21 protein-coding genes and 4 tRNA genes are annotated in these 25,811 nt (G+C 69.1%); 20 read left to right on the top strand and 5 right to left on the bottom strand.

Going from position 1 to position 25,811, the window contains the following annotated elements:
- Positions 1 to 202: 202 nt before the first annotated feature.
- A complete protein-coding gene (locus LPC04_RS08740) occupies positions 203 to 3,877 on the top strand; it encodes a PAS domain S-box protein (protein WP_275681786.1) in 3,675 nt (1,224 codons plus the stop codon).
- On the opposite strand, the gene LPC04_RS08735 is transcribed toward LPC04_RS08740, so the two are convergent.
- From LPC04_RS08735 to LPC04_RS08725, 3 genes are all read right to left on the bottom strand, one after another.
- Positions 3,870 to 4,343, bottom strand: a complete 474-nt coding sequence (locus LPC04_RS08735; RefSeq protein WP_275681785.1) for a CreA family protein — start codon at positions 4,341 to 4,343, stop codon at positions 3,870 to 3,872. The genes LPC04_RS08740 and LPC04_RS08735 overlap by 8 nt on opposite strands.
- Positions 4,344 to 4,665: 322 nt before the next feature.
- Positions 4,666 to 5,088 (bottom strand): response regulator, encoded by a 423-nt coding sequence (locus tag LPC04_RS08730; RefSeq protein ID WP_275681784.1) that lies wholly within the window; start codon positions 5,086 to 5,088, stop codon positions 4,666 to 4,668.
- 197 nt (positions 5,089 to 5,285) lie between these two features.
- A complete protein-coding gene (locus tag LPC04_RS08725) occupies positions 5,286 to 9,389 on the bottom strand; it encodes a response regulator (protein ID WP_275681783.1) in 4,104 nt (1,367 codons plus the stop codon).
- Between the two features lie 123 nt (positions 9,390 to 9,512).
- Here LPC04_RS08725 and gph point away from each other — a divergent pair, with 123 nt between their 5' ends.
- On the top strand, positions 9,513 to 10,169 hold the full coding sequence (gene gph, locus LPC04_RS08720) for a phosphoglycolate phosphatase (RefSeq protein ID WP_275681782.1): 657 nt from the start codon (positions 9,513 to 9,515) through the stop codon (positions 10,167 to 10,169).
- 61 nt (positions 10,170 to 10,230) lie between these two features.
- Here the strand turns inward: gph and LPC04_RS08715 are convergent, their stop codons facing one another.
- Positions 10,231 to 11,013 (bottom strand): TonB family protein, encoded by a 783-nt coding sequence (locus tag LPC04_RS08715; RefSeq protein ID WP_275681781.1) that lies wholly within the window; start codon positions 11,011 to 11,013, stop codon positions 10,231 to 10,233.
- A gap of 640 nt (positions 11,014 to 11,653) precedes the next feature.
- Here LPC04_RS08715 and trpE point away from each other — a divergent pair.
- Complete coding sequence (gene trpE, locus LPC04_RS08710; protein ID WP_275681780.1) at positions 11,654 to 13,129, top strand: anthranilate synthase component I; 1,476 nt, start codon at positions 11,654 to 11,656, stop codon at positions 13,127 to 13,129.
- A gap of 93 nt (positions 13,130 to 13,222) precedes the next feature.
- Entirely contained in the window at positions 13,223 to 14,455 is a 1,233-nt protein-coding gene (locus tag LPC04_RS08705) for a tetratricopeptide repeat protein (RefSeq protein ID WP_275681779.1), read from the top strand.
- 3 nt (positions 14,456 to 14,458) lie between these two features.
- Here the strand turns inward: LPC04_RS08705 and LPC04_RS08700 are convergent, their stop codons facing one another.
- On the bottom strand, positions 14,459 to 15,655 hold the full coding sequence (locus LPC04_RS08700) for a tetratricopeptide repeat protein (RefSeq protein ID WP_275681778.1): 1,197 nt from the start codon (positions 15,653 to 15,655) through the stop codon (positions 14,459 to 14,461).
- A gap of 323 nt (positions 15,656 to 15,978) precedes the next feature.
- Here LPC04_RS08700 and LPC04_RS08695 point away from each other — a divergent pair, with 323 nt between their 5' ends.
- The 16 genes from LPC04_RS08695 to rplL all read left to right on the top strand — a co-directional run bounded on the left by LPC04_RS08695 (position 15,979) and on the right by rplL (position 25,795).
- Entirely contained in the window at positions 15,979 to 16,569 is a 591-nt protein-coding gene (locus LPC04_RS08695) for an anthranilate synthase component II (protein WP_275681777.1), read from the top strand.
- Entirely contained in the window at positions 16,566 to 17,645 is a 1,080-nt protein-coding gene (gene ltaE, locus LPC04_RS08690; RefSeq protein ID WP_275681776.1) for a low-specificity L-threonine aldolase, read from the top strand. Before LPC04_RS08695 ends, ltaE begins: the two co-directional genes overlap by 4 nt.
- 9 nt (positions 17,646 to 17,654) lie before the next feature.
- Entirely contained in the window at positions 17,655 to 18,692 is a 1,038-nt protein-coding gene (trpD, locus tag LPC04_RS08685; protein ID WP_275681775.1) for an anthranilate phosphoribosyltransferase, read from the top strand.
- Entirely contained in the window at positions 18,685 to 19,485 is an 801-nt protein-coding gene (trpC, locus tag LPC04_RS08680; protein WP_275681774.1) for an indole-3-glycerol phosphate synthase TrpC, read from the top strand. The genes trpD and trpC overlap by 8 nt, the downstream gene beginning before the upstream one ends.
- Positions 19,482 to 20,216: a uracil-DNA glycosylase gene (locus LPC04_RS08675; RefSeq protein WP_275681773.1), complete on the top strand. Its 735-nt coding sequence runs from the start codon at positions 19,482 to 19,484 to the stop codon at positions 20,214 to 20,216. The genes trpC and LPC04_RS08675 overlap by 4 nt, the downstream gene beginning before the upstream one ends.
- A 96-nt stretch (positions 20,217 to 20,312) precedes the next feature.
- Positions 20,313 to 20,398: transfer RNA gene (locus LPC04_RS08670), tRNA-Tyr, on the top strand.
- 28 nt (positions 20,399 to 20,426) lie between these two features.
- Positions 20,427 to 20,500, top strand: a tRNA-Gly gene (locus LPC04_RS08665).
- A 119-nt stretch (positions 20,501 to 20,619) separates the two neighbouring features.
- Positions 20,620 to 20,694, top strand: a tRNA-Thr gene (locus LPC04_RS08660).
- Between the two features lie 39 nt (positions 20,695 to 20,733).
- Positions 20,734 to 21,924 (top strand): elongation factor Tu, encoded by a 1,191-nt coding sequence (gene tuf / locus LPC04_RS08655; protein WP_275681754.1) that lies wholly within the window; start codon positions 20,734 to 20,736, stop codon positions 21,922 to 21,924.
- A gap of 29 nt (positions 21,925 to 21,953) precedes the next feature.
- A tRNA-Trp gene (locus LPC04_RS08650) sits at positions 21,954 to 22,029 on the top strand.
- 177 nt (positions 22,030 to 22,206) lie between these two features.
- Positions 22,207 to 22,593, top strand: coding sequence for a preprotein translocase subunit SecE (gene secE / locus LPC04_RS08645; protein WP_275681772.1), 387 nt, complete (start codon positions 22,207 to 22,209; stop codon positions 22,591 to 22,593).
- Positions 22,594 to 22,608: 15 nt separating this feature from the next.
- On the top strand, positions 22,609 to 23,187 hold the full coding sequence (gene nusG, locus LPC04_RS08640) for a transcription termination/antitermination protein NusG (protein ID WP_275681771.1): 579 nt from the start codon (positions 22,609 to 22,611) through the stop codon (positions 23,185 to 23,187).
- A 155-nt stretch (positions 23,188 to 23,342) separates the two neighbouring features.
- A complete protein-coding gene (gene rplK, locus LPC04_RS08635) occupies positions 23,343 to 23,774 on the top strand; it encodes a 50S ribosomal protein L11 (protein ID WP_275681770.1) in 432 nt (143 codons plus the stop codon).
- Positions 23,775 to 23,776: 2 nt separating this feature from the next.
- Positions 23,777 to 24,475 carry a 50S ribosomal protein L1 gene (gene rplA / locus LPC04_RS08630; protein WP_275681769.1) on the top strand — a complete coding sequence of 233 codons (699 nt, stop codon included), beginning with the start codon at positions 23,777 to 23,779 and terminating at the stop codon, positions 24,473 to 24,475.
- 354 nt (positions 24,476 to 24,829) lie between these two features.
- A complete protein-coding gene (rplJ, locus tag LPC04_RS08625; RefSeq protein WP_275681768.1) occupies positions 24,830 to 25,363 on the top strand; it encodes a 50S ribosomal protein L10 in 534 nt (177 codons plus the stop codon).
- 54 nt (positions 25,364 to 25,417) lie between these two features.
- Positions 25,418 to 25,795: a 50S ribosomal protein L7/L12 gene (gene rplL / locus LPC04_RS08620; RefSeq protein WP_275681767.1), complete on the top strand. Its 378-nt coding sequence runs from the start codon at positions 25,418 to 25,420 to the stop codon at positions 25,793 to 25,795.
- Positions 25,796 to 25,811 lie beyond the last annotated feature (16 nt).

The following is a 25,811-nucleotide window of genomic DNA, read 5'->3' as shown; positions in this document are numbered from 1 at the left end:
CTACTAACCGCCTTCTGAGTGGGGCGGCCCGGCGCCACTTGCGCGCCCCGAGCCGCTGCCGCGTTGCATGGCGCTGAAGAGGCGGGTTATATGGCTTGACACGCGGTCGGCATCGGTGTGAACTGCCCTGCACGTTGTCCTGGACAAGGCCCGGCCCGCGAGTCGATGCCTGGACCAGGGCGACCCAGGGAGTGTCAAGCAGATGAGCGAACCGGATGGCCATGTGGCCGAGAGCGGCGCATTCCGCCAGGTGATCGAGAACATAGCTGCCGGCATCGCGATCCTGCAGGACGATCGCATCGCCTACGCCAACGCGCGGGCCGCCCGGATGCTGGGTCGGGAGATCGCCGCGCTCGTGGGTTCGGATCCGGCGGCGTTGCTGTCCGACCAGGAGCGCCGGCGTTCGGCGGAGTCGTTCGAGGCGGTGGTCTCCGGCCACGTCGAAGAGGACTACAGCGAGTACCACGTCGCCTTGCCCGATGGCCGAATGCGCCACCTGGCCGTCTCGTCCACCCGCACCGACTGGGACGGCCGGCCGGCCATGCTTTGCGTCTTCCACGACATCTCGCGCCAGCGCGCCGCGATGGCCGCGCTGCGCGGCAGCGAGGAGCGCTATCGCACGATGATCGAGTCGCTCAGCGAGGGCGTCATGATCTTCGATGACCAGGCACGCGTGAAGGGCGTCAATCCGGCCGCCGAGCAGCTGATGGGCGCGACGTTCGCGCAGATGCGCCACCATGAGGCCGACTACTGGCAGCCGATCGACGTCGGCGGCGAATCGATTCCCCGCGAGCAGCTTCCGATCGCCGTCGTGCTGGCCACCGGCGCGCCGGTGCGCAACCGGTTGCTGGGCGTGCGGCACGCCGAACTGGGCGTGCGCTGGCTCGAGATGAACTGCGAGCCGCTGCGCGACGCGGCCGGCGGCCGGATCACGGGCGGGCTGCTGTCGATGACCGACGTCACCGAGGCGCGGCGCACCGAGGAGGCGCTGCGCGTCAGCGAGAGCACCAACCGCACGCTGATGGATGCCCTGGCCGACGGGGTCTTCGTGGCGCAGGACTTCCGCTTCGTCTACGCCAATCGGCTGCTGCTCGAGCGCCTCGGCTACGAGCGCGCGGAATTCACGGGGCTGCCGTTCGGAAGCGTCATCGAGCCCACGCTGCTGCCGCTGTGGAACGAGCGCTTCGCGGGCCGCGTCGGCGCGGGCGCGGAGCCGGTGCGCACGTACGAGGTGCAATTCCTGCGCAAGGACGGCAGCATCGCCGAGTTCGAGCTGGTGGCCAATCGCACCACCTACCAGAACCGCCCGGCCGTGCTGGGCGTGCTGCGCGACATCGCCGAGCGCAAGGCCGCGGCCGCCGAACTCGAGCGCCATCGCGACCGCCTCGAGGAACTCGTGCACGAGCGCACGCGCGAGCTCGAGACTGCGGTGGCCGCGCGCGTCGAGAGCGAGAACTTCGCCCAGACGATGACCGACCACCAGCCCACGCTGCTGGCCTACGTCGACCGCGAGCAGCGCCTGCAGTTCGTCAATCGCGCGTGGCTCGACTGGTTCGGCAAGACGCGCGAGGAAGCGCTCGGTCGCGACGCTCGCTCGGTGGTCGGCAACGTCATGCTGCAGCCCGCGGACGACGTGATCGCCAAGGTGCTGCGCGGCGAGGCGATGGGCACGCCGGCCGAGATGCGCGGCGCCGACGGCCGCGTCGGCAATTTCTGGATCTACCGGCTGCCCGACATCGTCGAGGGCGACATCCGCGGCTATTTCTTCATCGCCACCGACGTCACCGAGATGCGCCGCAGCGAGCGCCGCCTGCAGGAGCTCAACACCAAGCTGATCCAGGCCGAATCGTTCACGCGCGGCATCGCCGACAACCTGCCGGTGCGCATCGCCTACTGGGACAGCGAGCAGCGCTGCCGCTTCGCCAACCGCGTCTACTGCGACTGGTTCGGCAAGTCGCTCGACCAGGTGCTGGGCAAGACCAACATCGAGATCTTCGGCGAGGAACCTGCGCCCGAGCGCATCGAATTCGCGCGCCTGGCGCTGGCCGGCGCGCCGCAGAAGTTCGAGAGCGAGGAGCTTGGCGCCCACGGGCGCCTGGGCATCTGGGAGGTGCAGTACATCCCGGACGTGCAGCGCGGCGAGGTGCGAGGCTTCTTCAAGCTCGCCACCGACATCACGGCGTCCAAGCGCGCGCAGGCCGACCTGCAGGCGCTCAACCTCGAGCTGGTGGCCGCGCGCGACCTCGCCGAGGACGCGGCGCAGGCCAAGTCGGCCTTCCTGGCCAACATGAGCCACGAGATCCGAACGCCGATGAACGTGATCATCGGCCTGACCCACCTGATGCTGCGCGACGCGCACGACGCGACGACGTCCGACCGCCTGGCCAAGGTGGGCGACGCGGCGATGCACCTGCTCGACATCATCAACGACATCCTCGACCTGTCCAAGATCGACGCCGGCAAGCTGGTGCTCGCGCCGGTGGACTTCTCGGTCGACGCGCTGCTCGCGCGCGCGGCGGCGCTCGTCACCGACGGCGCGCGTCGCAAGGGCCTGGCGCTGACCGTCGACCGCGGCGACCTGCCGCAGGCGCTGCGCGGCGACGCGCTGCGGCTGTCGCAGATCCTCGTCAACCTGCTGAGCAACGCGGTGAAGTTCACGGTGCGCGGCAGCGTCGTGCTGCGCTGCGACGTGCTGGCGCAGGCCGGCGCGGAATGGACGATCCGCTTCGCGGTGCGCGATACGGGTGTCGGTATCTCCGCCGAAGCGCGGGATCGTCTCTTCAGCCCGTTCGAGCAGGCCGACGGATCCACGACGCGTCGTTTCGGCGGCACCGGCCTGGGGCTGTCGATCGCGCGCGAGCTGGCGCAGCTGATGGGCGGCGCCGTCGGCGTCGAGAGCGAGCTCGGGCGCGGCAGCGTGTTCTGGTTCACCGCCAAGCTGCAGGCGGCCGGCGTGCAGGAGCGCAGCGCGCCGACGCCGCGCGAGGCCGTCGTGGCGAGCCGCAGCGTCGAGCAGACGCTCAAGGAGCGCCACCGCGACGCGCGCGTGCTGATCGCCGACGACAACCGCATCAACCAGGAGCTCGCCACCGAGCTGCTGCGCCTGGTCGACCTGCAGGTGGAGGTGGCCGACAACGGCCGCATCGCGGTCGACATGGCGCGGCGCGGCGCCTACGACATGATCCTGATGGACATGCAGATGCCCGAGATGGACGGCCTGGAGGCCACGCGCCTGATCCGCAAGGTGCCCGAGCTCGATTCGACACCCATCGTCGCGATGACGGCCAGCGCCTTCGGTGCCGATCGCGACGCCTGCCTGGCCGCGGGCATGAACGACCACATCGGCAAGCCGGTGAACCCGGCCACGCTGTACGAGAAGATGCTGCGCTGGCTCGACGAGTCGCGCAAGGCGCCGCGCCCCACGCCGGTCGACGCACCCGCAGCGCCGCCGCCACAGGCCGCGCCGCAGGCCACCGACGTCCTGGACAACATCGAGGCCCTCGACGTCGCGCGCGGCATGAGCCTGTTCGCCGGCCAGCGCGCGCTCTACATGCAGGCGCTCGGCTACTTCGTCGACCTCTACGACGACGGCCTGGCCGCCGTCGACCGCTACATCGCCGGCGCGCCCGGTGCGACGCGCGAGGCCGCGGGCCGCGAGATCCACTCGATGGGCGGGGCCGCCGCCGCGCTCGGTGCCGTCGAGCTCGAGCACTCGGCGCACCACATCGACACCCTGGTGCGCGGCGAGCGCGCGAAGCAGGCGAGCGACGACGACTTGCGCGACGAACTGCGCGTGCTGCGCGACGACCTGGCCGACCTCGTCGCGCGCCTGCGCAAGGCGCTCGGGCGCGGCGACAAGAAGGCCCGGGCTACTTGACCGGGATGGCGGTGGCGCGGTCGACGGCCACCGCCGTCACGGCGTTCTGCGGCGAGCCGTCGACGAGCCGGTCGGAATAGGTCAGGTAGACCAGCGTGTTGCGTTCGCGGTCGACCATGCGCACGATGCGCAGCCGCTTGAACAGCAGGCTCATGCGCTCGCTGAAGACTTCCTCCTGCCGCGGCAGCGGCTGCTTGACCGACACCGGCCCGACCTGGCGGCAGGCGATCGAGGCCTCGGACTTGTCCTCGGCGATCCCCAGCGCGCCCTTGATGCCGCCGGTCTTGGCGTGCGACACGTAGCAGGTGACGCCGGCCACCTTCGGGTCGTCGTAGGCGTCGACGACGATCTTGTGGTCGGGGCCGATCCACTGGAAGGCGGTGTTGACGTCGCCGATCTCCTCGGCGTGGAGGGCGGGCATCGCCACGAGGGCGAGCAGGGCGGCGAGACGGAGCGACGGGCGCATGCGGTTCCTTGCGGGTGAGTGCGGACACGTGCACTCTAGGGCATGTTCACACTAATAACGTGCCCGCGTGACCATCAGAAAGCCCGCCTTCAAGGCGCGAACGCGCAGGCGTGGTGGGCCCACTCCAAGCGTTCGCAACGCCGAAGGCGGGCTTTCTGATGGATCACCCGGAGGGCCGGTGTCCTGCGAGGCGCCAGGCGTCGTTGGAGGCTCCTTGCGGGCGCCCAGCCCGCCGCGTCGCCTCCGCCTAGCCTGGCGCCTCGCAGGGCACCGGCGCGGGCACGCTATTAGTGTGAACAGGCCCTGGTCGCAAGCCGCGCGCTCAGGAACCGGCGCTCGCCCCCAGCGGCCGCGGCCGGATCCACAGGTTCAGCACGCTCGACAGCCGCTGCAGGCTCAGCGGCTTGGTGATGCGCGCGTTCATGCCGGACTCGAGGATGTGCGGCATGTCCTCGGCGGTCGTGTGACCGGTCATCGCGAGGATGGGCACGTCGGCCAGCCCGGCCATCGCGCGGATCGCCTGGGCGGTGGCGTAGCCGTCCATGTCGGGCATCTCGCAGTCGAGCAGGATGCCGTCGAAGTTGGTGTCGTTGGCCAGGATCGCGAGGGCCGCGCTGCCTTCGCTGGCGACCACGCAGGTCATGTCGAGGTTCTGCAGCATCTCGGCGGCGAGTTCGGCGCTGATGTCGGCGTCGTCCACCACCAGCAGGCGGGCTCCGGCAAACTGCCGTTCCGGGTCATTCATGGCGGGCCCTCCAGGGCATGCAGGACGTTCTCGAAAGCCGCCGCCCTGCGGCTGCGCATTTCCCGGTTCAGGCCCTCCCTGAAACGACGACGCTCTGATCTTGCGCTCCGGCCGGTGCAGGCGGCTCTGCGAACGCGATTCACTATCCGGCATCGAGGGGACCCTGTCAATCGCCGGCTGCCGTCGAGAGGGCCCGATCAGGCCGGTGCGAGCGCCGCCTCGAGCGCCGCCACCAGCGCGGCGAGCAGCTGCCGCGCGTGCGCCATCGCGTCGTCGAGGCCCTCGGCCGGGTCGTCCTGCCGCAGCCCGCGCTCCAGCTCGCCCGCGGACGCCGCCAGCGCCCGCGCGCCCAGCCCCGCGGCCACGCCCTTGAGCGTGTGCGCCAGCCGCGTGGCGCCCGCGCGGTCGCCGGCCTGCAGCGACTGCGCGATCTTGTCGAGCGCGCCGCCCTGCTGCACGACGAACTTGCGCAGCAGCCCGGCGTAGAAGCGGGCGCTGATGCCGGTGCTGGCGAGCGTGGCGTCGACGTCCAGGCCGGGCACCGCGCGCAGCGCATCCAGCGGCGACGGCGCCGCGGCGGGCGCGGCGGCCACCGGCGTCGCGCTCGCGCGGGCCGTCGGCGGGGCGGCCTGGCGCGGCTTGATGGCGCCCAGCAGCGCGCGGCACAAGGCCTGGGCGCTGACCGGCTTGCTGATGAAGCCGTTCATGCCGGCGGCCAGGCAGCGGTCGCGGTCGGCGGCCATCGCATTGGCCGTCATCGCGATGATGGGCAGCGCGTCGGCCGCGAGGGTCTCGCGGATCAGCCGGGTCGCGCTGACGCCGTCCATCACGGGCATCTGCATGTCCATCAGCACGAGGTCGTAGGGCCGGCCCTCGGCGTGGCGCGCGTGCACCTGGTTGACACCGACCTGGCCGTTGTCGGCAATGTCGACCTCGAAGCCCGCGTCGCGCAGCATCTCGGCGGCGATCTGCTGGTTGATCTCGTTGTCCTCCACCAGCAGGATGCGCGCGCCGAGCAGTGGCGCGAGCTGCGCCTCGAGTGCACGGCTCGAGGCCTCGCGCTCGGCCGGCGTGGCCTGGCGCGGCGGGTGGCCGACGAGTTGCATCATCGCGTCGACCAGCAGCGACGGGCTGACCGGCTTGGACAGCACGTGCTCGACGCCCTCGAGGCGCGCGCGCGCCACCAGCTCCTCGCGGCGGTGCGCGGTGACCATCAGCATCAGCGGCATGGCCTGCGGCCGCACGGCCCTGATGGCGCGGATCGCCTCGAGGCCGTCCATGCCGGGCATGATCCAGTCCATCAGCAGGAAGTCGTAGGGCACGCCGTGCTCGTCGGCATCGAGCACGCGCGCCACCGCGGCGCGACCGGAGCCGACGCTGTGCGATTCGAAGCCGAGCTCCGTCAGCAGCTCGCACAGCACCAGCGCGACGGCCTCGTGGTCGTCGACCACCAGCACGCGGCTGCCGTGCAGCTCGATGCCGGGGCGCACGACCAGCTTGTCGGCCGAGCCGATGCCCAGCCGCGCGGTGAACCAGAACGTGCTGCCTTGCCCGTCGACGCTGCGCACGCCGACGTCGCCGCCCATCGCCTGCGCGAGGTTCTTGCTGATCGCGAGACCCAGGCCGGTGCCGCCGTACTCGCGCGTCGTCGACTTGTCGGCCTGCTCGAAGCTCGTGAACAGGCGGCCGGCCTGCTCCGGCGTCAGCCCGATGCCGCTGTCGGTGACGGAGAAGTTCAGCAGCGCCTCGCCCTCGTCGGCCTGCTCGACGCGCACGTCGATGCGCACCTCGCCGCGCTCGGTGAACTTGACGGCGTTGCCGGCGTAGTTGATGAGGATCTGGCCGATGCGCAGCGGGTCGCCGACGAGCACCCGCGGCAGCGCGGGGTCCATCACCCACAGCAGCTCGAGGCCCTTGGCGTCGGCCTTCTCGGACAGCAGGTTGACGACGTTGTCCAGCACCGCCTCCAGCTCGAAGGGCAGCGCCTCGACCTGCAGCTTGCCCGACTCGATCTTGGAGAAGTCGAGGATGTCGTTGATGATGCCCAGCAGGTGCTCGCCGCTGCGCTTGATCTTGACGAGGTAGTCGTGCACGCGCGGCGGCATGTCGTATTTCACGGCCAGCGCCGACAGCCCGATGATCGCGTTCATCGGCGTGCGGATCTCGTGGCTCATGTTGGCGAGGAACTCGCTCTTGACGCGGCTGACCGACTCGGCCGCCGCGCGCGCGTCGCGCAGCTCGCGCGCCTGCAGCGCGTTGTCGAGCGCGATCGCGCCGAAGGCCGACAGCGTGCGGAAGATCAGGCGCTCGCGCTCGTCGTAGGCGAGCGCCGTGCGCGACTGGATCGTCAGCACGCCCAGCAGCTTGTCGCCGACCATCAACGGCCCGAACAGGCCGGTGGTCGGCGGCGCCATCTCGGGCAGCTTCAGCGTCGGCAGGACGTTGTGCGCGTGGTCGTAGAGATATTCGCGGCGATCGCGCGCGGAGCGCGCCGCGAGCGATTGCGGGTGGTCGAGCGCGATGCGCAGCGGCGCCGCGCTGCCGCGCACGCCCTGGTTCATCCGGAACGTCTCGACGAGCTCGTTGCTCTCGGCATCGAACATGTAGATCATCAGCAGGTCGGACGCGATGAGCGAGCCCACGTGCGTGGCCAGCGCCTCGAACACGCGGTCGGGGTCGAGGTTGCCCGCGATCTCCTGGCCGATCTGGCCGAGCCGGTCCAGCGTCGCGATCGCCTGCTCGAGGATGCGCACGCGGGCCGTCTCGGCGGCCGCCAGCTCCTGCTGCAGCTGGCGCGCGCGCCGCGCGGTCTCGGCCTCGTGGCGGGCCTGCACGGCCTCCATCGCCTGCGTGGCGTTGCGCGCGTTCTCGTTCTCGACGGCCGTCCTGGCCTGGCGTTCGAAGGCCAGCGCGCGCGCGAGGTCGCCGGCCTGCTCCCAGGCGCGCGAGGACTGCGACAGATGGCGCGCGCTGGGCAGGCTGCCCGTCGACACCGCCGTCAGCTCCGACAGCAGCGCGAGGTAGTGCAGCGCGGGCGTCGGCGCGAACACCGCGGGCGGCTCCGGCAGCGTCGCCTGCAGGTGCAGGTCGATCAGCGCCTCCAGCGTGTGGCTCTGCGTGTCGTGCCCGGGCGCCTGCTCGTAGGCGCGCAGCGTCAGGCGATGCGCCTCCTCGAAGTCGCCGCGCGCGGCCAGGCAGCGGCCGACGCCGGCCATCGTCCGCGGCAGCAACACGTCGAAGTGCCGGGCCGACGCGTGCTCGTGCGCGAGCTGGAAGATCTCCAGCGCACCGTCGATGTTGCCCACGGCCAGGCGCGCCTCGCCGAGATGGATCTGCGCGACCACCGCGTTGAAGGACGACCCGATCGGCTCCAGGTCGGCACACGCGCGCTCGAGCAGTTCCAGCCGCGCGCGCTGGTTGCCGAGCATCTGGTGGTTGCGCGCCAGCGCGGCGAGCGAGTGGGCGACGTAGGCCGGCCAGCCGTGCTCGCGCGAAGTCGCCAGCGCGGCCTCGCGCAGGGTGATCGCGGCGAGGATGTCGTTGAGGCTCTCGTGGGCGATCGCGCAATTGAGCGCGAGGTGCACCTGCACGCGCGGCAGGCCCAGCGCGCCGGCGCGCTGCATGTTGACGCTCAGGTGCGAGACGATGTCGGCGAAGCGCCCGGCATAGAACTCCACCGAGCCGCGCGGGATCGACGCATAGAGCTCGGGGCCGCGCAGCGCGATGCCGGGCCGCGCCGCGAGCCACGCCTCGAGCTGCGCCATGCGCGTCGCCCTGGCGGCGGTCAGGCCCGGCATGCCGGTCGCGATCTCCGCCAGCGCGATGCCTTCGCGCACCTCGTCGCCCTGCGCGAGCAGCTGCTGGTACGCGTCCTCGGAGGCCTTGACCGGGTCGCCGCGGCCCCAGATGCGGCAGTTCTGGGCGTCCAGCAGCAGGCAGTCGCCGACGCCGATGGCGTCGTCCAGGCCCTCGAACTGCGCCTTCGCGTCGGCCAGCAGTCGGTCGGCCTCGGCGATCTCGAGCGCCAGCGACATCGCCTCGGCGCACGCCAGTGTCAGCCGGGCGGCCATGCGCCGGCCGGAGCGGTCGGTGCGCGCCGCGAGCGCGGGGGCGATGGCGTCGGCGATCTCGCGCGCGCGCCGGCCATCGCGCTGGCGCAGGTGCCAGGCAAGCGTGACCTGCGGGGCGAGCCATGCGGGACGGCGAGCCGCGAGCCGCTCCAGCCGGACGAAGTCGTCGTCGTGCAGGCAATGCGCCGGATGGCGCGAAGCGTGCCGCCTCTGCGCGAAGTCGCCAGACATGTCCCAACTCCTCGCGTTCCGGAAGCGCCCCTCTTGCGCCGCCTTTCGCACTTGCGAGAATTGCACCGATCCGCCGCCGACTCCATCGGCTCCAACCCGCCCGAACGGGCGTTCAAGCAAGCAATGAGCCTGTCCCTTCCAAGCATCGCCGCCGCCATCATCGACCTGGACGGCACGATGGTCGACACCGTCGGCGATTTCGAGCAGGCGCTGGCGCGCACGCTCGCCGAACTCGAACTCCCGCCGGTCGACCGCGGGTTCATCATGCGCACCGTGGGCCGCGGCAGCATGCACCTGCTGCGGCAGACGCTCGCGCAGGCGGGCGGCGCGCCCGAGCTGCTGGACACCGCGTGGACGCACTACCAGCGCCACTACGCCGACATCAACGGACTGCACGCCGATGTCTATCCCGGCGTCCTCGAAGGCCTCGCCGCGATGCGCGCGCGCGGCTGGCGCCTGGCCTGCGTGACCAACAAGCCGCGCGCGTTCGCGCTGGCGCTGCTCGAGGCCAAGGGCCTGCTGCCGCTGTTCGAGCACGTCTTCGGCGGCGATTCGTTCGAGCGCCACAAGCCCGATCCGCTGCCGCTGCTCAAGACCTGCGAGGCGCTCGGCACCGCGCCGGCGCACACGCTGATGGTGGGCGATTCGAGCAACGACTGCGAGGCCGCGCGCGCCGCGGGCTGCCCCGTCGTGCTGGTGAGCTACGGCTACAACCACGGCGAGCCGGTGGCCGCGGCGCGGCCCGATCGCGTGGTCGACCGCCTCGACGCGTTGTTCTGACGCCGGCCGCGCCATGAAAAAAGGCGGCCCGCGGGCCGCCTTGTCTCCGCGCGAAGCGGGGTCAGGAGTCGAGGTTGAACGCCAGGTCGACCAGCGCCGTGTGTCCCTTGGGCGTCGCCTTGAAGCGCCACTGGCGCACGGCGTCGACGGCCGCGGCGTTCAGGCTCGGGCTGGTGGACTTCATCACGGTGACCACGTCGACGACGCCGTCCGGGCCGACTTCGAACTTCACTTCGACCTCGCCCTTGCGCAGGCGGCGCATCGTGTTGATCGGGAACTGCGGGTCGGCCGACTTGGTCATGATCAGGCCCGGATCCGGCTCTTCGTCGGCGACGGGCACGTCGATCTGCGGCGCCGATGCGCTCGGGGCGACCAGCGATCCGGCGACGCCGGCCGAGGACACGCCCGCGTCGACGCCGCCCGTGCTCATCGCGCTGGGGTTGCCCGTGGCGCCGGTGGCCGCGGCCAGCGACGGCGCGGTGGCGGCCGACGGCGCGGGGACGACGACCGAAGCCGGGGCCGCGTTGGCGAGGTCGGCCGAGGTCGAGGACGGCGCCGCGGCGGCGACCTTCACGCGCTCGGGCGCGGGGGCGGGTGCCGCGGCGACCTTGGTCTGCGGTGCGGCCGGGGCGACGACGGGGCGCGGCGCGGCGGCGGGCTTGGGCGCCGGCGTCGTCGCGAGGACGCGGATCCAGTACATGGTCCGGTCGGTTTCCTTCTGGGCCTTGTCGGCGGCGGCGGATGCGGCGGCGGACGGCGCGATCACCTGGGCCATCGTCGCCGTGCTGGCGGCGGCGCAGGCCAGCATCAGGACGCAGCGCGCGATGAATCTCAACTCAGTCATGGCGGTCGTGCTCAGGTGACACGTCGTGGTTCTGGAAATCCCGGCTGCGTCCCAACGACGGAAATCACAGCGAGGCAGCGAAGTCTAGCGACAAGTAACGGCATGCAAGGCCTATGCCGTGGAAAAGGGATTGCCAAACGCCGCCGAATGCGCATTACGTCACTATGCAACTTCCATGGTCGAGCGGGGCCCTCGGGATAACCCTCGGTCGATTTCGGCACGAGGGAAGCACGCGCTGCGTTCGCTGCGTCTTCGCCAAGCCGGAAGCCCGGGCGTCCGGACGGCGTGGGCTGCGCGCTGGCAAGGGCTCGATTCCTTCGGCTAAACTGGCTCGCATGTCCGAAGGCTTCCTCCTCTCCTGCACCGCCGTGAAAGCATGCGCGGTGCGGTCGCACGACCAGGGAGCCTGGGTCTGGCGACGCCGTTCGTGATGAACGCACGCGCCTAGCCGCCGACCCGCCCTCCGGGCACCGTCGCGGTGCCGGCGCCGCACCGCGGTGGCACCTTGCCGGCGCGCGTGCACCTTGGACGACGTCACGCCTGCGCCCGCGCAGCGGCGTCGAGAATCTTCGCCGCGGCGCCCGCGACCTGTTCCAGCAACGCCGTCGCGGCGCATCCGGCCAACGGAGTCTTCCCCACCGTGATCACCGAACTCGAATTCAAGAGCCTCGCCGCCCAGGGCTTCAACCGCATCCCGCTGATCTTCGAGGCCTTCGCCGACCTCGAGACACCGCTGTCGCTGTACCTCAAGCTCGCCGGCGGACAGCCGCAGAGCTTCCTGCTGGAGTCGGTCGTCGGCGGCGAGCGCTTCGGGCGCTACTCGTTCATCGGGCTGCCGGCGCGCACGCGCGTGCAGGCGACGGGGCTGCGCACCGAGGTCGTCACCGACGGCCGGGTCGTCGAGACGCACGACGGCAACCCGCTCGAATTCATCGAGGCCTTCCAGAAGCGCTTCAAGGTCGCGCTGCGCCCGGGCCTGCCGCGCTTCTGCGGCGGCTTGGCGGGCTACTTCGGCTACGACGCCGTGCGCTACATCGAGCCGAAGCTGGCCGGCACGACCAAGCCCGGCGGCCTCGACACGCCCGACATCCTGCTGCTGCAGACCGAGGAGCTGGCGGTCATCGACAACCTCTCCGGCCGGCTCTACCTGATCGTCTATGCCGATCCTTCGATGCCGGACGCCTTCTTCGCAACGAAGAAGCGGCTCGGCGAACTGTCGGACAAGCTGCGCTATTCGGTGACGGCGCCCGCCGTCAGGCGCGGGCCGTCGTACGCCGTGCAGCGCGAGTTCTCGAAGGAGGCCTACATCGAGGCCGTGCTCAAGGCCAAGGAGTACATCGCGGCGGGCGACATGATGCAGGTGCAGGTCGGCCAGCGCCTCCAGAAGCGCTACACCGAATCGCCGCTGAGCCTGTACCGTGCGCTGCGCTCGCTCAACCCGTCGCCCTACATGTACTTCTACGACATGGGCACGTTCCAGATCGTCGGCGCGTCGCCGGAGATCCTGGTGCGCCACGAGCACGTCGCCGAGGGCGAGAAGATCACGATCCGCCCGCTCGCCGGCACCCGCCCGCGAGGCGCCTCGCCCGAGGCCGACACGGCCACCGAGCAGGAGCTGCTGGCCGACCCGAAGGAGCGCGCCGAGCACCTGATGCTGATCGACCTGGCGCGCAACGACATCGGCCGCATCACGCAGACGGGCAGCGTCAAGGTGACGGACGCGTTCGTCGTCGAGCGCTACTCGCACGTGATGCACATCGTCAGCAACGTCGAGGGCCTGCTCAAGCCGGGCCTGAGCAACATGGACGTGCTGCGGGCCACCTTCCCGGCCGGCACGCTCAGCGGCGCGCCCAAGATCCGCGCGATGGAGATCATCGACGAGCTCGAGCCGGTCAAGCGCGGCATCTACGGCGGGGCTTGCGGCTATCTGAGCTTCGCGGGCGACATGGACGTGGCCATCGCGATTCGCACGGGCATCGTGCAAAACAACACGCTTTATGTGCAGGCCGCGGCCGGCGTCGTGGCAGATTCGGTTCCTGAGATGGAATGGCGCGAGACCGAGGCCAAGGCGCGCGCGCTGCTGCGCGCGGCCGAGCTGGTCGAGGAAGGCTTCTAGAGGCCTTTCGAGACTTGCCAACGTCCGCGAAACGCGCATAGTCCGATTGTTCCGCGCCCGTTTTTCGCGGATGGCGCGCACGAGGAGGTCATCATGTTCCAGCGTCGCTCGTCAGCTCTTCCCGCAGGCCCGGCGCGCCTGCTGCGGCTCGCCTGCCTGGTCCTGCCGCTCGTGCTGGGCGCGTGCGCCAGCCCGGACAGCCAGAACCTCGTCGCCCAGGCGCCGAGCTTCTTCGACGACGCCAGCTTCGCGCCGTCCACCGAGCCGATCGATCCGGCCGAGGTGTTCAGGCTCACGCCCGCGATGCTGGCCTACATCGACGACAAGATCCTGCCGCTGGCGCGCACCGAAGGCCTGGCCGGCGCGCTCACCGACGCGCTCTACAACCGCAGCAAGCTGCAGCTCGAATACGAAGCCTCGATGACGCGCAACGCGGCCGAGGCGTTCGAGGCGCGCCAGGGCAACTGCCTGTCGCTGGTGATCATGACGGGCGCCTTCGCCAAGGCGATGGGGCTGAACGTCACGTTCCAGCAGGCCACGATCGAGGAAATGTGGACGCGCAGCGGCGACATGTATTTCATGAGCGGCCACGTGAACCTGCAGCTCGATCGACCGTTCGCCGAGACGGTCGCCCGGGTCGATCGCTACCGCACCTTCACCGTTGACTTCCTGCCGCAGGAAGACACGGCCGGCCTGCACGAGCGCCCGATCCACGAGAACACCGTCCTGGCGATGTACATGAACAACCGCGCCGCCGAGGCGCTGGTGGCCGGCCAGATCGACAACGCCTACTGGCGCGCCCGCGAGGCCGTGCGGCTCGACCCGAAGTTCCTCAGCGCCTACAACACGCTGGCCGTGGTCTACATGCGCCACGGCGACGTCGCTCGTGCGGAGACCGTGCTGCACGCTGTCCTGGCGCTGGTGCCCGACAACCCGCGCATGCTGGCCAACGACGCCCAGTCGCTGCGCCGGCTCGGCCGCGTGGCCGAGGCCGAGGCAGTGGACAAGCGCCTGGCGGCGATCGAGCCGTACCCGCCGTTCTACTTCTACAACCTCGGCGAGGCGGCGCTGAAGGCGCACGACTACGCGACGGCCCGCGCGATGTTCAAGCGCGAGATCGACCGCGAGCCGGACTACCACGAGTTCCACTACGGGCTGGCGGTGGCCGACTTCGGCCTGGGCCGCGTCGACGAGGCGCGCAGCGAGCTCGCCCTCGCGCTGGAGAACTCCGTCAAGCGCACCGACCACGACCTCTACGCCGCCAAGCTCGACAAGCTGAAGGCGTACCGGCAGGTGACGCTGCCGACGACGCCCACCTTGCAGTGAGCGTCAGCCGGCGGTGCTGCCGCGCACCAGCTCGAGCCGCACCGTGAGCGCGTGGGCGCGCGCGTCCGACTGCGCGATCAGCAGGCGCTCGCGGATCTGCGCGGATTCGCGGTAGCTGTCCAGCGCCGCGCGCCAGTGCTGGCGCTCCTCGTTGAGCAGGCTGTTCTCGAGGTGGGCCTCGGCGAGTTCCTTGAGCAGCTCGCCCTGGGCCAGCAGTTCCAGCGCCAGGCCGATGTGCGCCGACGCGCGCCGGTACTGGCCGGCCATGCGTTCGAGGCGGCCCAGGCGAAGCTCCAGCGCGCCGCGATCCGGGCTCGCCTTGGCGGCGTCGGCGGACTTGATGCCCAGCAGCAGCGTCTCGCGCGCCTGTTCGTTCTGGCCGATCGCGATGTAGGCGTCGGCGATGTCCTCGCTGCCCTTGGCCACCGGATAGTGCTGGCCCGCGGCGACCAGGCGTTCCGCATGCGCCGCGAACGCCCCGAACAGCTCGGTGAGCTCCGGCGTCTCGACGCCGTTGCAGCCGGCCACCGCCAGGCCCACGCGCTGCACCAGCAGGTTCATCCGCATGGCCGAATGCACGTACGGGTCGTCGAATTCGCCCAGCATGCTCTCGGCCATCATCGAGTGCCGGATCGCCTCGTGCGCGTCGCCCAGCCCGTGGTACGTGGTGCCGCAGTTGGCCCAGAACAGGCAGCGGTCGCGCGCGCTCTCCACCAGCGGCAGCTGCTGCTTGGCGCGCTCCAGCAGTTCCAGCGCGCCGGTGGCGTCGCCGGTGCGCGCGACGGCCGAGGCCAGCATCGTGAGGCTGCGCATGAGGCGCGTGCCGGGCGGGAGCTTGCCGATGGCGCGGTAGCCCGCGATCACTGCTTCCTTGGCGCGGCCGGCGTTCAGGTGGCTCAGCGCCAGCACGAAATCGCACCAGCCGAGGCTTTGCGGATCGTTGCCGGCGACGAGCGAGGGCCGCAGCGCGTTGCAGATCGCGATGGCGTCGTCGAGGCGGCCCGAGCGCGAGCAGATCTCGGCACGATCCAGCTGCTCCTCGACGGTCGGCGGCTGCTGCGCGGCGGCCTCGGCGTCGGCGGGCTCGCCGTGACGGCGCGGCTTGCGCGGCAGGGGGCGCGCGCGCAAGGCCTCGGCCAGCTGGGCGAACGGGGCGCCTGCCGCCGGCTTGTCGGCTGAGGAGTCTTGGTGCTTGGGCATTGCTCCATCCTAGCCATCGCACGACGGACGCGCGATCAGGGCTGACATCAATCCACGGGCCCTTTCGTGCGAAGAGACACGCTTGCAGCCCCGAGAAGGCAAGGGCCGTGCAGCGCGCTTAGAATGGTCTCGACATGAAGCAGCTCTCGACCATCTTCCACACCGGCCATTGGCGTTGGTGAAGATCCCGGCCCGGGTCGCGCCGCCCTGCGCGCGTCCTGTCTGACCGAGCCGCGGACCAGCGCGGCTGACGAGAGACCCCGATTGACCGCTCCGCGCCCTGCGGACACCCGAGTCAGTCAAAGCCAGACCCAGGAACGCTCATGCTTCTGATGATCGACAACTACGATTCCTTCACGTTCAACCTCGTGCAGTATTTCGGCGAGCTCGGGCAGGAGGTGCGCGTCGTGCGCAACGACGAGATCAGCGTGGAGGAGATCGGCGCGATGAAGCCCGATCACCTGGTGCTGTCGCCCGGGCCGTGCTCGCCCGCCGAGGCCGGCGTGTGCGTGCCCGCGATCCAGGCCTACCTCGGCAAGCTGCCGATCCTGGGCGTGTGCCTGGGCCACCAGAGCATCGGCGCCGCGCTGGGCGGCCGCATCGTGCGCGCGCAGCGCCAGATGCACGGCAAGGCGAGCACTTTGACGACCGACGGCGAAGGCGTCTACGCCGGCCTGCCGCGCGAGTTCAGCGTGATCCGCTACCACTCGCTGGCGATCGAGCCGGAAACCTGCCCGGCCGAGCTGGTCGTCACGTCGCGGTCGGAGGACGGCGAGATCATGGGCGTGCGCCATCGCGAGCTGGCCGGCACGCGCACGCCGCTGGAGGGCGTGCAGTTCCATCCGGAGTCCATCCTGTCCGAGCACGGGCACGCGATGCTGCGCAACTTCCTCAACCTGAGCCAAGTCCAATGAGCACGATCGTCGACCTCCGCAGCGATACCGTCACGCGGCCCACCGCCGCGATGCGCGACGCCATGTTCAACGCCCCGCTGGGCGACGACGTGTTCGGCGACGACCCCAGCGTCAACGCGCTGCAGGAACGCATCGCCGCGCTGCTGGGCAAGGAGGCGGCGCTGTTCATGCCCACCGGCACGCAGAGCAACCTCGCGGCGCTGATGAGCCACTGCCAGCGCGGCGACGAGTACCTGGTCGGCCAGATGGCCCACACCTATCGCTGGGAAGGCGGCGGCGCCGCGGTGCTGGGCTCGATCCAGCCGCAGCCGATTGCGCACCAGGCCGATGGCTCGCTGGCGCTGGCCGACATCGAGGCCGCGATCAAGCCCGACGACGCGCACTTCGCGATCACGCGTCTGCTGTGCCTGGAGAACACCTTCGGCGGCCAGCCGCTGGCCATGGCCTACCTGCGCGACGCGACCGCGCTGGCGCGCAGGCGCGGCCTGGCGACGCACCTCGACGGCGCGCGCGTGTTCAACGCCGCGGTCGTCCAGGCCGAGGCCAACGGCAGCGATCCGTATGCCGAGGCGCGCGCCATCGCGGACCTGTTCGACAGCGTCTCGGTGTGCTTCAGCAAGGGCCTGGGCGCGCCGGTGGGTTCGGCGCTGGTCGGCTCGAAGGCGCTGATCGCCCGCGCGAAACGCGTGCGCAAGATGGCCGGCGGCGGCATGCGCCAGGCCGGGCTGCTGGCGGCCGCCGCCTCGCATGCGCTCGACCACCACGTCGTGCGCCTGCGCGACGACCACGCCAACGCGCGCCGCCTGGCCGACGGCCTCGCCGGCATCGACGGACTGACCTTCACGCCGCCCGCCAGCAACATCCTGTTCGTCGATCTCGCGCCCGCGCTCGTGCACGCGCGCACGGCGGCGAAGTGGGGCGGCGAGCACGACTCGCTGGTCGACCAGCTGCGATCGCGCGGCGTGCTCTGCACGGGCCTGTACAAACTGCGCTTCGTCACCCATCTCGATGTCGATGCCGCCGGCGTCGACCGCGCGATCGCCGAGATCCGCCGCGCCGTCGGCGCCTCCCACTGAAGGATTCGCATGCCGATTTCAGACACCGAGGCGCTGACCCGCGTCATCGAACACCGCGAGATCTTCCACGACGAGATGCTGGCGCTGATGCGCCGCATCATGAGCGGCGAGATGTCGCCGGTGATGATCGCGGCCATCGCGATCGGGCTGCGCGTGAAGAAGGAGACCATCGGCGAGATCACCGCCGCGGCCACCGTGATGCGCGAGTTCGCGGTGCCCGTGCCGGTCGTCGATCGCACGAACCTGGTCGACATCGTCGGAACCGGCGGCGACAGTTCTCACACGTTCAACATCTCGACCGCCTCGGTGTTCGTCGCCGCGGCCGCCGGCGCGCGCGTGGCCAAGCACGGCGGGCGCAGCGTGTCGTCGACCTCGGGCAGCGCGGACGTGATGGAGGCGCTCGGCGCGCACATCAGCCTGTCGCCCGAACTCGTCGCCACCTGCCTGGAGGAGACCGGCATCGGCTTCATGTTCGCGCCCAACCACCACGCGTCGATGAAGTTCGCCGCGCCCGTCCGCAAGGAGCTGGGCGTGCGCACGCTGTTCAACATCCTGGGTCCGCTGACGAATCCGGCCGGGGCGCCCAACCAGCTGATGGGCGTGTTCCATCCCGATCTCGTGGGCATCCAGGTGCGCGTGCTGCAGCGCCTGGGCTCCGAGCACGTGATGGTCGTGTACGGGCAGAACGGCATGGACGAAGTGTCGCTGTCGGGCGAGACGCTCGTCGGCGAACTGAACAACGGCGAGGTGCGCGAGTACGTCGTGCATCCGAGCGATTTCGGGCTGCCGGTGTACGACTCGCGCGTGCTGCGCGTGGCCAACCAGCAGGAGTCGGTGGCCTGCATCCGGCGCGCGTTGTCCAACGAGGACGGGCCCATCCGCGACGTCGTGCTGCTCAACGCCGGCGCCGCGCTGTATTGCGCCGGCGTGGCCGGCTCGGTGACCGACGGCGTCAAGCGCGCCCGCGAGGTCGTGGCGTCCGGCGCGGCGCAGGCCAAGCTGGCGCAGTTCGTGGCCGTCACGCAGAAGTTGAAGCCGAATGTCTGACATCCTGCAACGCATCGTCGAGGTCAAGCGCGAGGAGCTCGCCGCCGCCCGTCCGAAACGCAGCGCCGCCGACCTGCACGAGCTCGCGCGCGGCCAGTCCGCGCCGCGCGGTTTCGCCGCCGCGATGCGCGCGAAGGTGGCGCGCGGCGACGCCGCGGTCATCGCCGAGATCAAGAAGGCCAGCCCGAGCAAGGGCGTGCTGCGCGAGCAGTTCGATCCAGCCGCGATCGCCGCCAGCTACGCGAAGCACGGCGCGGCGTGCCTGTCGGTGCTGACCGACGTCCAGTTCTTCCAGGGCCATGAGGACTACCTGAGGGCCGCGCGCGCCGCCTGCGCGCTGCCGGTGATCCGCAAGGACTTCATCATCGACCCGTACCAGGTCGTCGAGGCGCGCGCGATGGGCGCCGACTGCATCCTGCTGATCGCCGCCTGCCTGGCCGACAGCCAGATGGCCGAGCTCGAGCACGCCGCGTTCGAGCAAGGCATGGACGTGCTGGTGGAGGTGCACGACGGCGCCGAGCTCGAGCGCGCGTTGCGCCTGAAGACGCCGCTCGTCGGCATCAACAACCGCAACCTGCGCACCTTCGAGGTCACGCTGCAGACGACGCTGGGCCTGATGGCCGCGGTGCCGGCCGATCGCCTGCTGGTCACCGAGTCCGGCATCCTCGCCGGGCCCGACGTCACGACGATGCGCTCGGCGGGCGTGCATGCCTTCCTGGTCGGCGAGGCCTTCATGCGCGCGGCCGATCCCGGCGTCGCGCTCGAGGCGCTGTTCGGCGCGCCCAAGCCGTGAGCGGACAATCCGACCTGCCGTTCGGCGATGCGGCCGAGCAGGCCGGCGTGCCGCAGGTGCATCGCGCCGACGACCTGCCGGCGGCGTTCGCGCATCTGCCGGCCGCCTGGCGCGCGCTGCTGACGGGCTGGACGCCCGCGGCCGAGCAGGCGGTCGTCGCTGCGGTGAAGGCGGTCTCGGGCGACCGCGAGATCGCGCCGCCCGATCCATTCCGCGCACTGCGCCTGCTGGCGCCCGAGGACGTCAAGGTCGTCGTCTTCGGGCAGGATCCATATCCGCGCCCCGGGCATGCCACCGGCCTGGCGTTCTCGGCTGGGCACGGCAAGCCGGTGTCGCTGCGACGCATCTTCGAGATCATGAAGGCCGACCGCCCGGGCTGGCAGCCGCCGCAGCGCTGGGTGCTCGACAGCTGGGCGCGCCAGGGCGTGCTGATGCTCAACACGGTGCTGACGGTCGAAGTGGGGACCGCAGGCGCTCACATGAATTGCGGATGGCAAGCGCTCACATCCAATATCGTCGGTGTGCTTGCTGTCCGCGCCGAGCCGCCGACCTTCCTGCTGTGGGGCAAGCCGGCCCAGGCGTTCTTCGACGCCGCCTGTCCGGCGGGCTCTTCGGCGCGCGTGCTGCGCGCGCGTCACCCGTCGCAGGACTTCAAGCGCGAATTCATGGCCGACGGCAGCCACTTCGCGGCCACGGCCGGGCAGGTCGACTGGTGGTCGCTTGACGGCTGAGCTTGACGCCGTCGTGACACTTGCGCCGCAGCCGACGAGTCCGGGGGGTCTATTCAATCCCGAATTTGGTGTGGTATAGTTGCGGGCTTCGCTCCTGGAGGGGTGGCCGAGTGGTTAAAGGCAGCAGACTGTAAATCTGCCCGCTAACGCGTACGCTGGTTCGAATCCAGCCTCCTCCACCAAGTGTGCGAAGACTGTCCCAGGCTCCAGGCGGGAGTAGTTCAATGGTAGAACCCTAGCCTTCCAAGCTAATGACGCGGGTTCGATTCCCGTCTCCCGCTCCAGATGCACGGGGTAGCCGGCAGGACAGCAGCAAGATATCAGAAGTACCAGCAAGAAATCGACAGTTGTCGACAGCGGTTTGAACAAAGGCTCGAAGGCCCGTGTCCAAGCCAGTGTCGATGCCCATGTGGCTCAGTGGTAGAGCACTCCCTTGGTAAGGGAGAGGTCGCGCGTTCGATCCGCGCCATGGGCACCACCTCTTCTCTTTTTTCGAACGCTTGACTAGGAGCGCAAGATGGCAAAAGGCAAATTCGAACGGACCAAGCCGCACGTCAATGTGGGCACGATTGGTCACGTTGACCACGGCAAGACGACGCTGACGGCGGCGATCACGACCGTTCTGTCGAAGAAGTTCGGCGGCGAAGCCAAGGCGTACGACCAGATCGACGCGGCGCCGGAAGAAAAGGCGCGCGGCATCACGATCAACACCGCGCACGTCGAGTACGAGACGGCCAACCGCCACTACGCGCACGTCGACTGCCCGGGCCACGCCGACTACGTCAAGAACATGATCACCGGTGCCGCCCAGATGGACGGCGCCATCCTGGTGTGCTCGGCCGCCGACGGCCCGATGCCCCAGACGCGCGAGCACATCCTGCTGTCGCGCCAGGTCGGCGTGCCCTACATCATCGTCTTCCTGAACAAGGCCGACATGGTGGACGACGCCGAACTGCTCGAGCTGGTCGAGATGGAAGTTCGCGAACTCCTGTCGAAGTACGACTTCCCGGGCGACGACACGCCGATCATCAAGGGTTCGGCGAAGCTGGCCCTCGAAGGCGACAAGGGCGAGCTGGGCGAAGAAGCCATCATGAAGCTGGCCGACGCGCTCGACACGTACATCCCGACGCCGGAACGCGCCGTCGACGGCGCCTTCCTGATGCCGGTCGAAGACGTGTTCTCGATCTCGGGCCGCGGCACCGTGGTGACGGGCCGTATCGAGCGCGGCATCGTCAAGGTCGGCGAGGAAATCGAGATCGTCGGCATCTCGGCGACGCAGAAGACGACCTGCACGGGCGTGGAAATGTTCCGCAAGCTGCTCGACCAGGGCCAGGCCGGCGACAACGTCGGTATCCTGCTGCGCGGCACCAAGCGCGAAGACGTCCAGCGTGGCCAGGTGCTGTGCAAGCCGAACTCGGTCAAGCCGCACACGCACTTCACGGGCGAGATCTATGTCCTGTCCAAGGACGAAGGCGGCCGTCACACGCCGTTCTTCAACAACTATCGTCCCCAGTTCTACTTCCGCACGACGGACGTGACGGGTGCGATCGAGCTGCCCAAGGACAAGGAAATGGTCATGCCGGGCGACAACGTGTCGATCACGGTCAAGCTGATCGCCCCGATCGCGATGGAAGAAGGCCTGCGCTTCGCCATCCGTGAAGGCGGCCGCACCGTCGGCGCCGGCGTCGTCGCCAAGATCATCGAGTAAGACGGCCTGAACTTTTTGAAGAAAGCTGCAGGGGTATAGCTCAATTGGCAGAGCGTCGGTCTCCAAAACCGAAGGTTGGGGGTTCGATTCCCTCTGCCCCTGCCACCGAAGCGCGCTGAACCGGACGGCCGGACAACGCAGCGAGAAGGCCAAAAGGACGGGCCCGCGGGTGAGAAATCACCCCGCGGGCTTTTTCGCCAAGTTCGGCGAGAGTCCTCGAGGCCGGAAACGGTGGCGCCAGATGCGGGTTCCGCAGCGAAAGATTTCCAGCAAGTGAAGGCAATGGCTACCAATTCCCAGATCGAAACCGTCAACACGAGCGCCGACAAGGCCAAGCTCGCCGCCGCCGCATTGCTGCTGCTCGGCGGCATCGTGGCGTTCTATTCGCTCGGCCGCCTCGACCTGTGGATCCGCGTGGTCGCGCTGCTCGCGCTCGTGGCGCTGGCAGTGGGCGCGTTCTTCACGTCGGAGTCGGGCAAGCAACTGATCGGCTTTGGCAAGGAGTCGGTCAAGGAAGTCAAGAAGGTCGTCTGGCCGACCCGCAAGGAAGCGCTGCAGAACACGGCGATGGTGTTCGCGTTCGTGTTCCTGATGGCCCTGTTCCTGTGGATCACGGACAAGACGCTCGAATTCGTGCTGTACGACCTGATCCTGGGCTGGAAGCGGTAAGAAGGATTTCATCGAATGACTGAAAGCACCGCCATCGAAGAAGGCGCAGGCGCCGCGGCCAATCCGCTGCGTTGGTACGTCGTCCACGCCTATTCGGGCATGGAGAAGGCCGTCGAACGCAACCTGCGCGAGCGCATCGAGCGCGCCGGCATGCACGCGAAGTTCGGCCGCATCCTGGTTCCCACGGAAGAAGTGGTCGAGCTGAAGAACGGCAAGAAGTCGGTCACCGAGCGTCGCTTCTTCCCCGGCTACGTGCTGGTCGAGATGCTGCTTGACGACGAGTCCTGGCACCTGGTCAAGCACACGAGCAAGGTCACCGGCTTCGTCGGCGGCGCGCGCAATCGCCCGGCCCCGATTTCCGAGGCCGAGGTGATGAAGATCGTCAACCAGATGCAGGAAGGCGTCGACAAGCCGCGTCCGAAGGTTGAATGGGTCGTCGGCGAGCTGGTGCGCGTCAAGGAAGGCCCGTTCACGGACTTCAACGGCGCCATCGAGGACGTCAACTACGAGAAGTCCAAGGTCAAGGTCTCGGTCACGATCTTCGGTCGCGCGACCGGCGTCGAGCTGGACTTCGGACAGGTCGAGAAGGTTTGAGCCCGGCGAGGGGCTCGCAGCGGGGCGCGATGCGCCGCGTCGTGAACCTCGCCCGTTGCTGCCGGTGACGAGACACCGGACAAGAGGAGCCCAGGTAACCAACCCTGGGCGTTGGAACTCAACGACTCACCCTTGAGTCGATTTGGAGAAAACTAATGGCAAAGAAGATTGTCGGCTTCATCAAGCTGCAAATTCCGGCCGGCAAGGCGAATCCGTCGCCGCCGGTGGGCCCGGCGCTGGGTCAGCGTGGTCTGAACATCATGGAATTCTGCAAGGCGTTCAACGCCCAGACGTCCTCGATGGAACCCGGCCTGAAGCTGCCGGTCGTGATCACCGCCTTCGCGGACAAGTCGTTCACGTTCGTGCTGAAGTCGCCCCCGGCGACCGTGCTGATCAAGCGCGCCATCAAGCTCGACAAGGGCTCGTCGCGTCCGAACGCTGACAAGGTCGGCAAGATCACGCGCGCCCAGCTCGAAGAGATCGCCAAGATCAAGACCAAGGACCTGACCGGCGCCAACCTCGACGCGCAAGTCAAGACCATCGCCGGCACCGCCCGCTCGATGGGCGTCACCGTGGAAGGAGTCTGAACATGGCCAACCTCACCAAGCGCCAGAAGGCCATGCAAGGCAAGGTCGCGGACACGCAGAAGCTGTACGCGATCATCGACGCCCTGGCCATCGTCAAGGAATGCGCCACTGCCAAGTTCGACGAGTCGATCGACGTCGCCGTCCAGCTGGGCATCGACGCGAAGAAGTCGGACCAGGTCGTCCGCGGCGCCGTCGTGCTGCCGCACGGCACCGGCAAGACCAAGCGCGTCGCCGTGTTCGCCCAAGGCGCCAAGGCTGAAGAAGCCCGTGCCGCCGGCGCCGACGTCGTCGGCATGGAAGACCTGGCCGAGCAGATCAAGGGCGGCAACCTGAACTTCGACGTCGTGATCGCCTCGCCGGACACGATGCGCATCGTCGGTACCCTGGGCCAGATCCTGGGCCCGCGCGGCCTGATGCCGAACCCGAAGGTCGGCACGGTCACCCCGGACGTCGCCACGGCCGTCAAGAACGCCAAGGCCGGCCAGGTCCAGTTCCGCGTCGACAAGGGCGGCATCATCCACGGCACGATCGGCCGTCGCTCGTTCGACTCCGACAAGCTGAAGGAAAACCTGGCGGCGCTGGTCGATGCGCTGTCCAAGGCGAAGCCTGCGGCGAGCAAGGGCGTCTACCTGCGCAAGATCGCCGTGTCGTCGACGATGGGCATCGGCGTTCGCGTCGACACCCAGTCGCTCAACGCCTGATTTGAATCGAATCCCTCGCGCAATTAAGTCTTGGCGCGCGGGGGTTGAAGAATTGGTGGGCTGTCCGCCCCGCGCGCAAGCGCAGGACGGGCAGGCCATCCAAGACCGCTGGCCGGGCCAGGCTCTGCAAGGAGTCGAGCTCTTAAAACGGCAAGGGAGCAATCCTGAACCGAGCCAGCGCAGATGGCGGTCCCGCCCGAACTGAAGAAGCAGTGGAATGCGTGGTCGAACGATGCGAATCGTCGGCCACGGGTGAAGCGGTAGAGCAGTGAAGGCAAGGTCGCTGAATTCCGGTGTGCGGGAGAGGCCTTCGAAGAAGTTCTCGAACGCACGTTTCAATGTGAGGAGTAGACCTTGAGTCTCAATCGCAACGAGAAGGCGGCAGTCGTCGCGGACGTGGCAGCGCAAGTCGCCAAGTCCCAGACCCTTGCTCTGGCCGAGTACCGTGGCCTCACCGTCGAGCATTTGAACAAGCTGCGCGTCGAAGCGCGGGCAAAGGGTGTGTATCTTCACGTGCTGAAGAACACCCTGGCCCGTCGCGCCGTCGCCGGCACGCCGTTCGAAAGCGCGTCGGAGAGCATGGTCGGCCCGCTGATCTATGGTTTTTCGGAAGACGCGGTCGCCGCGGCAAAGGTCATCGCCGACTTCGCCAAGACGAACGACAAGCTGGTTCTGAAGGGTGGTTCCTACGCTGGCAAGACGCTGAACGTCGAAGGTGTGAAGGCTCTGGCCAACATCCCGTCGCGCGAAGTCCTGCTGTCGCAGATCGCCAACCTGCTGCAATCGCCGATCGCCAGCTTCGCCCGCGCCATCGACGCGGTCGCGAAGAAGAAGGGTGGCGGCGAAGAAGCTGCTGCCCCGGCGGCCGAGCCCGCAGCGGCTGCCTGATCCAGGCCCGTTCAGATCACCCACTCATTTCACTGTTTTAGTTAGGAAATCAAAATGGCATTCGACAAGGACGCTTTCATCACCGCTCTCGACGGCATGTCCGTCATGGAACTCAACGATCTGGTCAAGGCCATCGAAGAGAAGTTCGGCGTGTCGGCCGCGGCTGTGGCCGTCGCCGGCGGCGGCGGCGGCGCTGCCGCTGCTGCTCCGAAGGAAGAGCAGACGGAATTCAACGTTGTCCTGACCGGCGCTGGCGCCAACAAGGTCGGCGTCATCAAGGCCGTGCGCGAACTGACGGGCCTGGGCCTGAAGGAAGCCAAGGACCTGGTCGACGGCGCTCCGAAGAACGTCAAGGAAGCCGTGGCCAAGGCCGACGCCGACGCCGCCCTGAAGAAGCTGATCGAAGCGGGCGCGACCGCCGAAATCAAGTAAAGACCTTGTGGGGGCG

Source organism: Scleromatobacter humisilvae (assembly GCF_023231945.1).
GTDB lineage: Bacteria > Pseudomonadota > Gammaproteobacteria > Burkholderiales > Burkholderiaceae_C > Scleromatobacter > Scleromatobacter humisilvae.
This window is presented reverse-complemented; position numbering and strand designations above follow the sequence as displayed.